Below are 14,928 nucleotides of genomic sequence, written 5' to 3' on the forward strand. Positions count from 1 at the left end.
GTCGCGGGCTTCTTTTTTGCCTGGCGATGAGGCCATCAGCCGGCGAGTTCGATGGCGCAGGGCGGCAGCGCAGGCCGCGGTGCCGGTGCGCCGGCGTTATTCCATACCAAGCCTGGAGCGCAGCCGTGCGCCAATGCGCGGCAGTTCGCGCAGCGGCGCCGGGCGATCCGCAGCCGTACCCGGCAGCGCATGATCAAGCAAGGACAGGTGTCCGGTGCCGAGAAGCCGGTCCAGCAGCCGCCGGCGCTTGCCTGGCAGGGCGATGCCCGCGGGCAGGTGGACCTGCACCGGCACACCGACGGCACAGGCTTCCGCGACAAGGTTGCTGGAGTCGGGCGTGACGACGATGCGGTCCGCCCAGCCCAGCAATCCCGCATAGGGATTGAGGCCGTCATGGCCACTGGCCCAGAACACGCCGGGCCAGGTGCCGAAGGCCTGGCGCAGGCGCTGCGCCAGCGCCGGCGGCGTCCGCCGCGAACAGGTGACGAGGAAACTGCCGCCGTCGCGGGAATGATCCCGTTCCAGTGCGTCGAGCAGGCCATCCACATAGCCGGCGTCGAAGGGCAGGCCGCGCACGGCCCCCCCGATGAGCACTGCGGTCCGCGGTGAGGGCAGGGCCGCGAACGCCGGAAAGCGTCTGCGGCCGTCATCAAGCCAGTCGTCGTCGATGCGATGCAGGCCGCCGGTGCTGACGATGACGTTGTCGCCGGTCACCTCGTCGTGTTCTGGCACGACCAGGGCGTCGAACGACGCGCGCCGCCAGCGCGGGTCGAGGATCTGCACGACGCGGGTGCGTCCGGCGGACAGGCGTCGCAGGCCGATCAGAACGCCGGCAGCGGCGCGGCCGCAGCCGATCGCCAGGTCGGGCCATGGCGGCGCGAGACCGTCCGGAACCGTCGCAAGCATGCGTCGCGGGTCACGCGCCGAGAAAGGTGACAGCCATGACCATGGCGCAGACAGCCGGATATCGAACACCTGCGGCGCCAACCCGAGACCATGGGCCAGGGCGAGCGCCTGGTTGCGATTGCCGGCGGCGCCGTCGGTGATGACCCAGCAGGTGGTCATGCCGGTCAGTGATGGCCCGGTTCCGCCGGCCGTTCCGCCAGCGTCGCGGTAATGTCCAGCTGCGCGCGCGTGTACAGGCTGGCCAGTCGCTGCCACAGCACGCCGGCGACGGCGAGCAGGACCAGCAGCAGGACCAGGCCCGGCCAGGAACCGACCATGGCCATCGTGAAGCCGAGCACGATCGCCACCGTTGGCAGCAGCATCAGCGCGAACAGCAGGTGGCGCATCAGGGCGCGGCCGAAGGGCCGGTTGGGCCCGACGCCGACGTCCGCGAGCGCCATGGCCAGCGCGCGCTGCTTGCCGATGGCATGAATGATGATCGGCAGGCACAGCACCAGCGCCGCGATCGGCAGCGCCCACGACAGGTGCGGCAGCAGTGCCTCCAGCTCGGCGTCGAAGCGTCGCGCCGCCAGGCCGGAGAAGGCCAGGATCGCGATGATCAGCACCAGGTCGAGCAGGATGTACAGGGTCATCCGGCGCAGGATGCGGCGGATCATGGCGCGCTCGTCGTCGGCGACGTCACCGAAGGATTCGAGCCAGCGCTGGTAGTAGCGCAGCGGCAGCTTCAGTCGCGTCGGCAGGAAACGCGACAGCAGCTTGCTGAAGGCGTCCGACGACTTGATCAGGTAGGGCGTCAGGAACGTGGTCACGGCGGACACCGCCACCGTTACCGGATACAGGAAGCCGCTCGCCACGCCGGCGGCCGTGCCGTGCTGGGCGATGATGAAGCTGAATTCGCCGATCTGCGCCATGCCCATGCCGGAGCGCAAGGCGCGCACCGCTGGTGCCCCGCCAATGAACGCGCCGAGCGCGCAGGTGCCGACCTTGCCGACCACGACCAGCAAAGTGATCAGGGTGACCGGCATCCAGTACTCCACCAGCGTGGCTGGTTCGATCATCATGCCGATGGCGACGAAGAACACCGCGCTGAACATGTCACGCACCGGTTCGACCACGGCTTCGACCTTGGGCCCGGCCGGGCTTTCCGCGACCAGCACGCCGGCGAGGAAGGCGCCCAGCGCGATGCTGTATTCAAGCTGGTAGGCCAGCAGCGAGATCGCGAAGCAGACGCCCAGCGCGGTGATCAGCAGCATCTCGTTGCTGCCGAAGCGGGACACGAAGGCGAACAGCCTCGGCATCAGCAGCAGGCCGGCGACGGTGGTCAGCACCATGAACAGGGCCAACTCGCCGAGCTTGAGCATCACCGCGCCGACATCGACCGCTTCGCTGCCGCCGGCGGCGCTGGCGGTCGAGATCAGCGCCAGCATGGCGATGGCGATGATGTCCTCGACGATCAGCGTGCCGAAGATGATCTGCGCGAACGGCCTGTGCGTCATCTTCAGGTCCTGCAGGGCCTTGATGATGATGGTCGTCGACGACATCGACAGGATGGCGCCCAGGAACACCGCGTCCATCACCGACCAGCCGAAGGCGCGACCGAGCAGGTAGCCCAGCATCACCATCACCACCACCTCGATCAGTGCCACGACGACCGCGATCCGGCCGACCTTGAGCAGCTTGCCGATCGAGAAGTGCAGGCCGAGGCCGAACATCAGCATCACCAGGCCGATCTCGGCGAACGATTCGATGGTGTGTTCGTCGGCGATCAGCGGCCAGGGCGGCGTATGGGGACCGATCAGCAGGCCGGCGAGCAGGTATCCGAGCACGACCGGCTGCTTGAGGGCATGGCAGAGCAGGGTGGCCGCGGCGGCGAAGACCAGAATGGTCGCCAGGTCCTGGAGCAGGGTGATGGGATGCATCCGCAGATGCTAACCGCTGGCCCGCGGCGCCAGCGAGTGCCGGGCCATCGACGGCGCCCCCGCCGCGCCGGAGCGAGGGTCAAGGCCCGGGGATCCGCTGCGGCCGACTGCCCGTGCGCGGCCGTGGTCGGGCAGCGCCCACCGCGGCGGCGGGCGTCGGACACGTCGCCCGCATTTTTCCGCGATGGCCGGAAAAACGTCGTAATTGCGTAACAGTACAGGAGCGCCGGAAACGGCAACGGGGACAGGTGTTCTCCACCTCAGGCAAAGAGCAAGCCATCGATTGATCCTGCACCCGCAGGTTGCGACAATTGCGGGAACGCAGGGACAACCGGATCAAGCATCACGTCGCGCTCCGGGCACACCGGCCCTCCTCTCCGGCGGGTCGCGGCCACTGCCGGTGCGCGCTCGCGATGACGGCCGGACAAGAGATGCGCCGGCGTGTCGGGCTTTTTCCGGATATCGCGTCTACATGGGGGCGGGTCCGCGGGTCGCTTCGGGTCCAGGCGGACGTCCTCGGTCGGATGGGGCAATCAAAGGAGGGAAGTCTCATGAACAGCTGGCGAAAGGTCCAAACAGGCCTGGTGTCGGTGGCACTGTCCAGTGCTGTGGGAGTGGTCGCGGCGCAGGCAGCGCCAGACAGCTGGCATGGTGGTGGCGATGACGTGATCGTTCTGGAGTCGGTGGGCGGTGATCCGGACTTCATCGGGAGCGATGCGCCCGGTGAGCGCGGAACACTGCCGACCGGGGTGGGCTGGGCCCATGTATTCGGTTACGAACTGCGGGGAAGGACGGCGCCATACGAGTACGCGGCGATCACGGATTCCGGGGCGCACTGGTGTACCGGCAGTGAGCGATTCGCCGATGCGCGGGTGGATGTGCCTCACAACGTCTACATCACCCATCTGCGCCTGTGGGCTTACGATAATGCGGCCGGCCACGATGTCGCCGCGATCCTGTTTCGCAGCTGTCTCCCCACCGTGGATCCGGGTGACCCGCAGAACACCATCCTGGGCATGGTGAGCTCGAGCGGGTCGCCGGGCGACTTCACGAACTACGTGAACATCTCCGCAGAGCCGACGAACACGAACCTCTGCTCGTATTTCATCCGGGCCCGTTTCGGGACGGGCTGCGGCGGGGGCGGGGAGACGACGTTCCGCCGGGCGCGCATCCAGTATTCGACCAGTCCGTGAATTGTCGGGAGAAGACGAAATGACACTCGCGAAACCCCTGATGGCCACGGTCGCCCTCGCGCTCGCCGCCTTCACCGGTACCGGGTTGCGTGCCGATGATATCGAGCTGCGCGGAACGCCGGCCTACAACAACATGGACTACGTCGGCTGGGTGGGCACCGCCGCCGATCCGTCGGCCCATACCGCTGCCTATATCAGCAACTTCGACAACTCGTCGTCGTACGACTGCGCCAACGGCGGCCCGGGTGGCAGCCGTCTGATCCGCTATCCATTCATGCTGCCCGATCTGCGCCAGATCCATTTTGTACGTATATGGGGCCAGAAGGCGGACCTCACCGCGGACCTGGACATCCGTCTGCGGCGCTCGTGCACGAATTTCCTCCACCCTGTTCCCCCGGTCATGACCACGATCGGCACCACTTCGGTCGCCGAGGCGCCCGGCTATTTTTCGGCGCTGATCGGGGTCGATTCGACCGAGATGCCCGACAACGCACTGTGCCGCTACGTGGTGGAGGTGGAAATGGGGTCTGCGGCGTCGGCGTGCGCCGCGTATCCAGGAGCGCTGCGCATCATGAAGATCCGGGTCCAGAGCTCCCTGACCGACCGGATTTTCCGCAGCGCATTCCGCGAAGCATTCTGAGGAGCACCCGACCATGTGCAATCAACGCATCAGCACCCCTATCGCCGGAGCGATCGTTCTGGCGGCGCTGTCGGCGTCCGGGACAACGCTTGCAGGCGAACGCGAATACGAGTGGATCACCGATCCCGTGCAGCTGGAAGCCAGGGGCTTCAACCCGGATGGCCCGCCGTTGCGGCGGCTGGTTCCCGCAAGTGACACGCGGTCAAAGGAGGAACGGCTGGCGGAGCGTCGGGCGCGCGAACAACGTGCCGGAAGCGCCGAGGTCGGTGGCCCGGGCGTGAACTGGGCCACGGTGCAGGCTTCGGACTTCAGGTTTCTCAGTGAGTCCGCGCTCTACAACACCGGCGGCAATTACTACCTGTCCATCGAGCCGGGCACGCCGAACCGTTTCGCCGATGCCCCGATTCTCCTCAAGGATGATCGCAGGCTGATGTACCTCGATGTCTGGACGCACGACACCAACCCGGCCAGGGGCGTCGATGTCGCTCTCTACGAGGTATGCCAGCCTCCTTTCACCGGCGCCGCGGCCGAGGTGACCGAGCTGGCGATGGTGGAAGGCGGCAGCGAGAGCGGCGGAAATGCCTTCAACTGGGCGACCATCCCCGTGACGTACGTCGACAATCGCGTCTGCGTCTATTACGTGCGCGCCATGTTTTCGATCCCGGTCGACTACGGAGACGATGTCAGGCTCCAGAAAGTCCGCGTTTACTGGAACGGCTGATCAAGGCGCCGCGCGGATGGCTCTGCCGTCCGCGCGGTCGCCGCGGTGGTCGCGGTCGCGGCCAGCCGTACCGGGGGCGAGCCGGTATCATGCCGCCATGAGTCACTCCGATTACAGGACCGGGCCGTTGCGGCCGGTCGCCAGGCGGTCCTGCCGCTGATGGGCCGCTCGAAAAGTTCCCACCGCTGGCTGCGCGAGCACTTCAGCGATCCCTACGTGAAAAAGGCGCAGGCCGAGGGGCTGCGTTCGCGCGCCGCGTACAAGCTCGAGGAGCTGCTGGACAAGAACCGGCTGATCCGTCCGGGCATGGTCATCGTCGATCTCGGCGCCGCGCCCGGCGGCTGGTCGCAGCTGGCGGCCCGGACGCTGGGCGGCCAGGGTCGCGTGATCGCCCTGGACATCCTCGACATGCCGTCGCTGCCTGGCGTGGATTTCATCCAGGCCGATTTCCGCGAGGACAGCGCCGTGGCGGCGCTGGAAGGCCTGCTCGCCGGCCAGCAGGTCGACCTTGTGCTGTCCGATATGGCCCCCAATATGAGTGGTGTCGAATCGGTCGACCAGGCCCGGGCGATGCATCTGGCTGAACTGGCAAGGGATTTCGCCTTGCAGTGGTTGAAGCCCGGTGGTGACTTCCTGGTCAAGCTGTTCCATGGCGTGGGTTTCGACGACTACGTCCGCGACCTGCGCCGCGCCTTCACCAGGGTCGTGGTACGCAAGCCCAAGGCGTCGCGGGCGCGCAGTCCCGAGGTCTATGCCCTGGCCACCGGCCGCAAGCCGGAACAGGCCTGAGCCTGTTTACCCTCCCATCAGCCCTCCCGGCGCCAAGCTGGTACTGTTGCCACCATGAATGACATGAGCAAGAACCTCCTTCTCTGGATCGTCGTCGCCGTGGTGCTGATGGCGGTCTTCCGCAGTTTCGCGCCGCCGGCGGGCGGTGCGGGCGAGGTGGCGTATTCGACCTTCATCCAGGAAGTGCGTGACCGCCGCGTCGCCAAGGTGCACATCGGCCAGGACGAGATCACCCTGCAGGTCACCCGCGGTGACGGCTCGCGCTATCGCGTCAATGCGCCGCGCCGCGACCAGGAACTGATGAACGACCTGCTCGGCAAGGACAGCCGCATCGAAGTCACGCGCGATACGCCTGAATCCGGCCCGGGCCTGTTCGACATCCTGCTGAACTGGTTCCCCTTCATCCTGTTCATCGGCCTGCTGTTCTTCTTCATGCGCCAGATGCAGGGCGGCGGCGGTGGCCGCGGCGCCATGAGCTTCGGCCGTTCGCGCGCCAAGCTGCAGGGCGAAGACCAGGTCAAGGTCACGTTCGCCGACGTCGCCGGCTGCGACGAGGCGAAGGAGGAAGTCGGCGAGCTGGTCGAGTTCCTGCGCGATCCGTCCAAGTTCCAGAAGCTGGGCGGCAAGATCCCGCGCGGCGTGCTGATGGTCGGCCCGCCGGGCACCGGCAAGACGCTGCTGGCGCGCGCCATCGCCGGCGAGGCCAAGGTGCCGTTCTTCTCGATTTCCGGTTCCGACTTCGTCGAGATGTTCGTCGGCGTCGGTGCCAGCCGCGTGCGCGACATGTTCGACCAGGCCAAGAAGCACGCGCCCTGCATCATCTTCATCGACGAGATCGACGCCGTCGGTCGCCATCGCGGCGCCGGCCTGGGCGGCGGCCACGACGAACGCGAGCAGACGCTCAACCAGCTGCTGGTCGAGATGGACGGCTTTGAAGGCAACGAAGGCATCATCGTCATTGCCGCCACCAACCGGCCCGACGTGCTCGACCCGGCGCTGCTGCGCCCGGGCCGCTTCGACCGCCAGGTGGTGGTCGGCCTGCCGGACGTGAAGGGTCGCGAGCAGATCCTCAAGGTGCACATGCGCAAGGTGCCGCTGGCCGACGACGTCGATCCGGCGACCATCGCGCGCGGCACGCCGGGCTTCTCCGGCGCCGACCTGGCCAACCTGGTCAACGAGGCGGCGCTGTTCGCCGCCCGTGAGAACCACAAGTCGGTCACCATGAAGCACTTCGACCGCGCCAAGGACAAGATCATGATGGGCGCCGAGCGGCGCTCCATGGCCATGAGCGAGGACGAGAAGCGACTGACCGCCTACCACGAGGCCGGCCACGCCATTGTCGGCCGCGTCGTGCCCGAGCATGACCCGGTCTACAAGGTCACCATCATCCCGCGCGGTCGCGCACTGGGCGTGACCATGTACCTGCCGGAAGGGGACAAGTACAGCTACAACCGCACGCACATCGAATCGATGCTGTGCTCGCTGTATGGCGGCCGCGTCGCCGAGGAACTGATCTTCGGTGCCGACAAGGTCACCACCGGCGCCAGCAACGACATCGAACGCGCCACCAAGATGGCCCGCAACATGGTCACCAAGTGGGGCCTGTCCGACGAGATGGGCCCGATCGCCTACGCCGAGGACGAGGACGAGGTGTTCCTGGGGCGTTCGGTGACCCAGCACAAGAACGTGTCCGACGAGACGGCGCGCCGCATCGACGAGGTCGTCCGCGACATCCTCGACAAGGCCTACCAGCGCACCCGCCAGATCCTGACGGACAACATCGACAAGCTGCATGTCATGGCCGAGGCGTTGCTGCAGTACGAGACCATCGACGCGATGCAGATCGACGCGATCATGGAAGGCCGCACGCCGCCGCCGCCCAAGGACTGGGACAGCAGCAAGCCGCCTCGCGGCAACGGCAAGCCGGACGCCGGCGAGCCGACCGGCCCTGTCGGAACGCCGCAGCCACAGACCTGAAGTGCGGCGTCCAGAGCCGTCCGGGCCCGGACTCCGGCGCGTCCTGGCGCTGGTCCTGAGCCGTGCGGCCGCCGGACTCGGCGGCGCACTGGCCGGCATGGGCCTGGTCCACCTGGTCCTTGCCGGCAATCCATGGGGCCTGGCACTGATGGTGCCGGGCCTCTTGCTTTTCCTCGTCGGCATCCGGCAGGCGGCGCGCCTTTCCGGGCCGCGCTGAAGCAGGGAGCGCAAGCATGTTCGAAATCGACCCGTCCGCCGTCGTGATCGATTGCGCCGGCCGCACACTGGCGCTCGACCGGCCGCGCATCATGGGCATCGTCAATGTCACCCCGGATTCGTTCTCGGATGGCGGCCGGCACGCCAGCACCGAGGCGGCCGTCGCGCATGCACTGCGGCTAGCGGAGGAAGGTGCAGACATCCTCGACATCGGTGGCGAATCGACGCGCCCTGGCGCCGATCCGGTTCCGCTGGACGAGGAGCTGCGCCGGGTCATTCCGGTCATCGAGGCGCTGGTGCGCGACAGCGACCGCATCGTCTCCGTGGATACCCGACATGCCGAGGTCATGCGCGCGGCCATCGCCGCCGGCGCCGGTATGGTCAACGATGTCGCCGCGCTGCGCGGCGAAGGCGCCTTGTCGGCGGTCGCCGACAGCGCCGCCGCCGTCTGCCTGATGCACATGCAGGGCGAGCCTGGCAGCATGCAGGACGCGCCGCACTACGACGACGTCATCGGCGAGGTCAGGCGCTTCCTTGCCGACCGCATCCTCGCCTGCGAACTGGCCGGCATCCTGCGCCGGCGCATCGTCATCGACCCCGGATTCGGCTTCGGCAAGACCAGCGAACACAACCTCGCGCTGCTGGCCGGACTGGACCGCTTCGCCGACCTGGGCGTTCCGCTGCTGGCCGGACTGTCGCGCAAGCGCACCATCGGCGAGCTGACCGGCCGCGACGAACCGGCGCAGCGCCTGCATGGCTCGGTGGCCGCGGCCGTGCTGGCCGCCGAGCGCGGCGCGCGCATCCTACGGGTCCACGACGTCGCCGCGACCCGTGACGCGCTGCGCGTGCAGGCGGCGGTCGCCGCCGCGGCCGGGCGGTTGCCTTCCGCGCGGGCGGGCGCAGCGCCGGCCATCCGATGGCCCGACGACGAATAGCGTCAGGGCCCGCGGAGAAAGCCGGCAAGCCGACCGGCCTGATGGCTGGCCCCATGAAGGGCCGGCGACGATGCGCCAGGGCACTCCCGCCGGGCCGTGCAACGGCTCCGCCGCCGGGCCGGCGCGCCGGATGATGCCGGTGAGGCCAGGGATCGAGTCTTTCCAGCTGCCACTTGAGCCTCTCGATCACGGGCAGCATGCCTTGGTGTTGTTGAAGCACAGGTCGAACGATCGCAAGCCGGTTCCGGCGGCGCCCATCTGTAAACAATTGTTGCAGGTACTTGCAGTCCCTCCCGGGATTGCTAGTCTGGCTTCAAATCGCGACACCGGTCACAGCAGATGTGGCGCGAAGTCACGATCAGGGACGGGGCGGTAGGGAGGACACGGGATGCCGATGCGGATCCAGCGGATGTTCGATTGCCAGAGTCGTCTGGGCGTCCTCGAGGCGTTCCTGACCGAGATCGGCCAGCGACTGGCCTCGCAGCCCTCCGATGAAACCCTGCGCCAGACCTATTGTCGCGCCCAGCGCGAAGCGCTCGACCTGAGCTGCCGCCTGGCCCGGATGGCCGCCGAGGCCTGAGGGCAAGGCGTCGGCGACGCCGATCCTGCGCGGCGCCAGTTACCACCCCATCCCTGTGCATCGCGGCCGTGCGCCGGCCATGTCCTGACCGCCTGCGACGCCTGCGGCGCCCTCCGGTGCGAGCCGCGAAGGCAGCCAGCCTGCGTGCCGGCGTCCGCGGACCAGCGGCTCGGAATGAGCGGATGGCGCCGGGTCGCGTTCATCGCTGTACAGGTCGCCGCCCGGGCTGGACCGGCTCGAAAGCGGCGCCCCGTCCGGCCTGCTATCGCCGTCGCCCCTGCGCAATCCCTGCCGCCGCCGCCGAAGCATCCGCAGGCGGCCGCATCGGTCCTGCCAAGCGCGTGTCGAACGGTTACGCTTTGCGTCTTCCATCCCGCCGCGGGATGCCGGATCACAGCAGGACGCACCATGAGCCATTCACCGCAGTTGCGCATCGCCGCCACCTACATGCGCGGCGGCACGTCGAAGGGCGTGTTCTTCCGCCTCGAGGACCTGCCGGAGGCGGCGCGCGTGCCCGGCCGCGCGCGCGACGTGCTGTTCCAGCGCGTGATCGGCTCGCCCGATCCCTACGGCAAGCAGACCGATGGCATGGGCGGCGCCACCTCCAGCACCAGCAAGTGCGTGATCGTCTCGCCGTCGACCCGGACCGGCCATGACGTCGATTACCTGTACGGGCAGGTCTCGATCGACAGCGATTTCGTCGACTGGTCTGGCAACTGCGGCAACCTGTCGACGGCCGCCGGCGCCTTCGCCATCCACGCCGGTTATGTCGATCCCGCGCGCATCCCCGGCAACGGCGTCTGCACCGTGCGCATCTGGCAGGCGAACATCGGCAAGACCATCCTCGCGCACGTGCCGGTCAGCAACGGCCAGGTGCAGGAAACCGGCGATTTCGAACTGGACGGCGTGACCTTCCCGGCCGCCGAGATCGTCCTGGAATTCATCGATCCGGCCGATGAAGGCGAGAGCGAAGGTGGCGGCGCGATGTTCCCCACCGGCCAGCTGGTCGATTCGCTGGAAGTGCCAGGCGTCGGCACGCTGCCGGCGACGATGATCACGGCGGGCATTCCCACGGTGTTCGTCAACGCCGCCGACCTCGGCTATGACGGCACCGAACTGCAGCCGGCGATCAATGGCGATGCCGCCGCGCTGGCGCGCCTGGAAGCCGTGCGCGTCGCCGGGGCGCTGCGCATGGGCCTGATCCGTTCCGCGGACGAAGCGGCCACGCGCCAGCACACGCCGAAGGTCGCGCTGGTCGCGCCGCCGCGCGACTACGTGTCCAGCAGCGGCAAGGCCATCGCCGCCGGCGACATCGACCTCAACGTCCGCGCGCTGTCGATGGGCAAGCTGCACCACGCGATGATGGGCACCGCGTCGGTGGCGATCGCCACCGCCGCCGCCGTGCCCGGCACGCTGGTGAATCTCGCCGCCGGCGGTGGCGCGCGCGAAAGCGTGCGCTTCGGCCATCCTTCCGGCACCTTGCGTGTCGGCGCCGCGGTCGCGCAGGTCCAAGGCCAGTGGCAGGTCACGCGGGCGGTGATGAGCCGCAGCGCACGCATCCTGATGGAAGGATTCGTCCGCGTGCCGGCGGACGTGCCGGGCTGATCGGCGACGCGCCAGCCGGCGCACGCCGCACGGTCGTGCCGCTTCAGGCGAGCAGGCGCACCAGCACGTAGCCGCCCACGGTCAGCCATGCGAACAGCAGCAGTGCCAGCCACAGCGGGCGGCTGCCGACGGCCCGCAGCGCGGCGAAGCGCGTGTTCATTCCCAGCGCGGCCATCGCGGTCGCGAGCAGCAGCGTGCACAGCAGCTGCATGGCCTCGCGGAAGGCGACGGACAGCGGCAGCAGTGAATTGATCGCGACCACCGCCGCGAAGGCGACGACGAACCACGGGAACGCCGCAGCGCGAGCCTTGCCGGGGTCATCGCGGATGCCCAGCCGGCCGATGACGACCAGCACCGGCACCAGCATGAGCACGCGCACCAGTTTCACCACCACGGCGCTGTCGGCGACCTCCGGTCCCAGCGCCTGGCCGATGGCGACGACCTGCGCCACTTCGTGCACGGTGGCGCCGGTGTAGATCCCGAACTGCCGCGGCGTCAGGTCGAGCAGTGCCGGCAGCAGCGGATACAGCAACAGGCTGGTGGTGCCGAACAGCACCACCGTGCCGACCGCCATCGCCACCTTGGCGCTGTCGGCACGCAGGCAGCGCTCGACAGCCAGCACGGCGGCCGCGCCGCAGATGGCGCTGCCCGCCGCGGTCAGCAGCGCGCTGTCGCGATCCAGTCCCAGCCAGCGCCGACCGAACCACGTGCCCAGGGCCAGGGTGCTGGCCACGATCAGCATCGCGACCAGCAAGGCGCCGCTGCCGATGCCATCGATGTCGTGCGCATCGAGGCGGAAACCGTAGGCGACGACGCCGGCGCGCAGCAGGTGGCGCTGCGCTGCCGCCAGGCCGGGCGCGGCGGCGGGCAGGCGCGGACCGGCGACATTGCCGATCGCCATGCCGATCAGGATGGCCAGCGTCAGCGGAGCCAGATGCAGCGCGGCAAGGGATGGCAGGCCGGCGATCCCCAGCGCGAGCATCGCCACCGCGGCAGCCAGTGCGAGGCCGGGCAGCAACGCAGGCAGGCGAAACCAGGGCAGGGTGATGGTGGACATGGCCGGGCAGCATGCGCCCGGCTCGACGATCAGTCCATTTAGAATGTCTTCCCGGTTCGATAAGGATTCCTGATGATCACCGTCAGTCCGCGCCAGCTCCAGGTCTTCGCCGCCACGGCGGCCACCGGCAGCGTGCGCATCGCCGCGGAGCGCCTGCACCTGACGCAACCGGCGGTCAGCATGGCGCTGGCCGACATGGAGTGCATTCTCGGCCGGCCGGTATTCGATCGCGCCTCGCGTCGGCTGGTGTTGAACGAGCACGGTCGTCGCCTGCTGCCGCGGGCGCAGGAGCTGCTTCTGCGGCTGGAGGAGTTCGCGCAGGGCGCGGACAGCGACGGCGAGCTGGTCGGCGAGCTGCGCATCGGTACCAGCAATACGGTCGGCAATTACCTGGTCGGCGACCTGCTGGGCGGATTCATCGCCGCGCATCCGAAGGTCAACGTTCGCCTGCAGGTCGAGAACACGTCGACCGTCATCACGCGGCTGCTCGCCTTCGATGTCGATATCGCCTGTGTCGAGGGCGATGTCGCCCATCCCGATCTGGACCAGCAGTTCTGGCGTGATGACCGCCTGTGCATCTGCGCCGCGCCCACGCATGCGCTGGCACGCCGCAGGCGACTGCGGCCCGAACACTTCGAAGGCGCACGCTGGGTGTTGCGCGAAAGTGGTTCCGCGACGCGCGTGCAGACCGAGCGCGTGCTGGCGGCGTTGCCGGCCGGCCATGTCGTGATGGAGCTGGACCAGGCCGAAGCGATCAAGCAGGCCGTGATCGCCGGGCTCGGGCTGGCACTGCTGCCGCAGGTCGCGGTCGCGCTCGACCATGCGGCCGGCCGGCTCCAGGTGCTGCCGACGCCATTCCTGCCATTGAAGCGTGGACTGCGACTGGTCACGCACCGGCGACGCTGGCGAGGCCCGCTGCTCGACGCGTTCCTGGCAAACGCTACCGCCGACCGGCGTGCCGCACCTACACTGGCCGCTGGTTCTCCACGAGCGCGCCCATGATGACGGATCCGATCGAGACACCGGCGGCCGAGCCCGCAGCGGAAACGAAGCATCGTCGCATTGCCTTCGAGCGCCTGCGCGAGCGCACCGACGAACTGGAGCTGCTGGTCTCCGGCCTTACCGTGTTCGCGCTGCTGTCGGCGCCCAGCTATCTGCTCGCGTTGTGGATGCGCAGCCACGTTCATCTCGAAGGTGCACTGCACACCACGCTGGGCTTGGCCGCGCAGATGGGCATCGGCCTGTGTTACGCGCTGGCCGGCCTGTTCCTGTTGCACATCGTCGTGCGCTCCTACTGGATCGGCCTGGTCGGCCTGAAATCAGCCTTCCCGACGGGCATCCGTTGGGACAAGGCGAAGAACGTCGGACCCTTCACTCGCGACTTTTACCAGCGACGCCTGCCGGACATGGACAGCGTCATCGACCAGGCCGACCGGACAGCGTCGATCGTCTTCGCGACGGCCAATGTGGTCGCCATCGCTGTGGTCTGGATGTCGATACTTATCAGCGCCGTCATCGCGCTTGCCAGCCTGGCGGTGTCCTATCTCGGCCTCTCCGAGCGCGTCCTCGCCTGGATCGTTATCGCCATACTGATGCCGCCGGTTGTCGCCGCGCTGATCGCCTGGACCATCGACAACTGGGTAATCCCTCTTCGTCCGGCGCTCGCCAGGCGAGTAGGACTGCGCCGCTGCATGGAACTTCTGCTGCGGGTGAACAACATTCTGCCCATGCGCCTGATCCTGCCGTTGCAGCTGACAACGCATGGCAGTTCACACACGACGCGCTTTTCGGTGCTGCTCGGCCTGCTGATCTTCCTGGTGCCACTGGCAGGCTCGCTGACGGTGGCGGCCGAGGGCCGCTTCTCGCTGCTCGGCAACTACAGCTGGTTCGATGACGACAGCCTCAACGAAGGACTGCGCAGCGTGCACTACGAGGACATGCGCACGTCGGCCGAGGCCGGCCAGCCGGTGCCCACCATTCCGTCCGACCGCATCGCCGAAGCCTGGTTGCGCCTGTTCCTGCCGCACATGCCGGCGCGCGACAACGCGCTGCTGGCAAAAACCTGTGCCAGCTCGGGCCAGGGGCAGGCGCCGCGACACGACTGCACCGCGCGCCTCTGGCAGGTGCGCCTGGGCGACACGCTGGTGGATCCGTCCACGTTCGTCGCCACCGAGCGTCGCGACCTGGGCTGGCGCGGCTTCCAGGCCTACCTGCCGATGCAGGGCCTGGCGCCCGGTCGCTATGACCTGCACGTGGTCTGGAATCCGGAAGGCGACGACAGCGGCCTGCACCGCCGCCGCGAATACCGCATTCCGTTCTGGCTTTCGCCGGGCTTCGAACTGTCGGTGCCCTGAGGCGAGGTCCAGGCGCCAGCGGCCTATGCGACTGCG

Annotated in this window: 14 protein-coding genes; 11 read left to right on the top strand and 3 right to left on the bottom strand. The window is 68.3% G+C overall.

The genetic code is table 11. The features are described 5' to 3' along the window. Positions 1-96 precede the first annotated feature (96 nt). A complete protein-coding gene (locus EDC25_RS06240) occupies positions 97-1,065 on the bottom strand; it encodes a mitochondrial fission ELM1 family protein (protein WP_123521047.1) in 969 nt (322 codons plus the stop codon). A 5-nt stretch (positions 1,066-1,070) separates the two neighbouring features. Beyond that, positions 1,071-2,825 (bottom strand): cation:proton antiporter, encoded by a 1,755-nt coding sequence (locus tag EDC25_RS06245; RefSeq protein ID WP_123521048.1) that lies wholly within the window; start codon positions 2,823-2,825, stop codon positions 1,071-1,073. A gap of 551 nt (positions 2,826-3,376) precedes the next feature. On the opposite strand from EDC25_RS06245, the gene EDC25_RS06250 reads away from it, so the two are divergent. From EDC25_RS06250 to prpF, 9 genes are all read left to right on the top strand, one after another. Further along, a complete protein-coding gene (locus EDC25_RS06250; RefSeq protein WP_123521049.1) occupies positions 3,377-4,018 on the top strand; it encodes a hypothetical protein in 642 nt (213 codons plus the stop codon). Positions 4,019-4,058: 40 nt separating this feature from the next. Next, on the top strand, positions 4,059-4,658 hold the full coding sequence (locus EDC25_RS06255; RefSeq protein WP_123521050.1) for a hypothetical protein: 600 nt from the start codon (positions 4,059-4,061) through the stop codon (positions 4,656-4,658). A gap of 13 nt (positions 4,659-4,671) precedes the next feature. After that, positions 4,672-5,379 (top strand): hypothetical protein, encoded by a 708-nt coding sequence (locus tag EDC25_RS06260; protein ID WP_123521051.1) that lies wholly within the window; start codon positions 4,672-4,674, stop codon positions 5,377-5,379. A 159-nt stretch (positions 5,380-5,538) separates the two neighbouring features. Next, positions 5,539-6,168 carry a 23S rRNA (uridine(2552)-2'-O)-methyltransferase RlmE gene (rlmE, locus tag EDC25_RS06265; protein WP_123521052.1) on the top strand — a complete coding sequence of 210 codons (630 nt, stop codon included), beginning with the start codon at positions 5,539-5,541 and terminating at the stop codon, positions 6,166-6,168. Between the two features lie 54 nt (positions 6,169-6,222). Next, positions 6,223-8,145, top strand: a complete 1,923-nt coding sequence (gene ftsH, locus EDC25_RS06270; protein ID WP_123521053.1) for an ATP-dependent zinc metalloprotease FtsH — start codon at positions 6,223-6,225, stop codon at positions 8,143-8,145. 1 nt (position 8,146) lies between these two features. Continuing rightward, a complete protein-coding gene (locus tag EDC25_RS06275) occupies positions 8,147-8,362 on the top strand; it encodes a hypothetical protein (RefSeq protein ID WP_123521054.1) in 216 nt (71 codons plus the stop codon). A gap of 25 nt (positions 8,363-8,387) precedes the next feature. Beyond that, the gene (gene folP / locus EDC25_RS06280) at positions 8,388-9,296 is read left to right on the top strand and encodes a dihydropteroate synthase (RefSeq protein WP_484573172.1); all 909 of its coding nucleotides are present in this window, start codon (positions 8,388-8,390) and stop codon (positions 9,294-9,296) included. A 388-nt stretch (positions 9,297-9,684) separates the two neighbouring features. Then, positions 9,685-9,876, top strand: coding sequence for a hypothetical protein (locus EDC25_RS06285; protein ID WP_123521107.1), 192 nt, complete (start codon positions 9,685-9,687; stop codon positions 9,874-9,876). Positions 9,877-10,284: 408 nt separating this feature from the next. Continuing rightward, entirely contained in the window at positions 10,285-11,481 is a 1,197-nt protein-coding gene (gene prpF, locus EDC25_RS06290) for a 2-methylaconitate cis-trans isomerase PrpF (RefSeq protein WP_123521106.1), read from the top strand. A 43-nt stretch (positions 11,482-11,524) separates the two neighbouring features. Here the strand turns inward: prpF and EDC25_RS06295 are convergent, their stop codons facing one another. Beyond that, positions 11,525-12,538 (bottom strand): YeiH family protein, encoded by a 1,014-nt coding sequence (locus EDC25_RS06295; RefSeq protein WP_123521108.1) that lies wholly within the window; start codon positions 12,536-12,538, stop codon positions 11,525-11,527. 72 nt (positions 12,539-12,610) lie between these two features. Here EDC25_RS06295 and EDC25_RS06300 point away from each other — a divergent pair, with 72 nt between their 5' ends. Both EDC25_RS06300 and EDC25_RS06305 read left to right on the top strand, forming a co-directional pair. Continuing rightward, positions 12,611-13,540 (top strand): LysR substrate-binding domain-containing protein, encoded by a 930-nt coding sequence (locus EDC25_RS06300; protein WP_123521105.1) that lies wholly within the window; start codon positions 12,611-12,613, stop codon positions 13,538-13,540. After that, entirely contained in the window at positions 13,537-14,892 is a 1,356-nt protein-coding gene (locus tag EDC25_RS06305) for a hypothetical protein (RefSeq protein ID WP_123521104.1), read from the top strand. Before EDC25_RS06300 ends, EDC25_RS06305 begins: the two co-directional genes overlap by 4 nt. Positions 14,893-14,928 lie beyond the last annotated feature (36 nt).

The organism is Pseudofulvimonas gallinarii, from assembly GCF_004343305.1.
GTDB lineage: Bacteria > Pseudomonadota > Gammaproteobacteria > Xanthomonadales > UBA2363 > Pseudofulvimonas > Pseudofulvimonas gallinarii.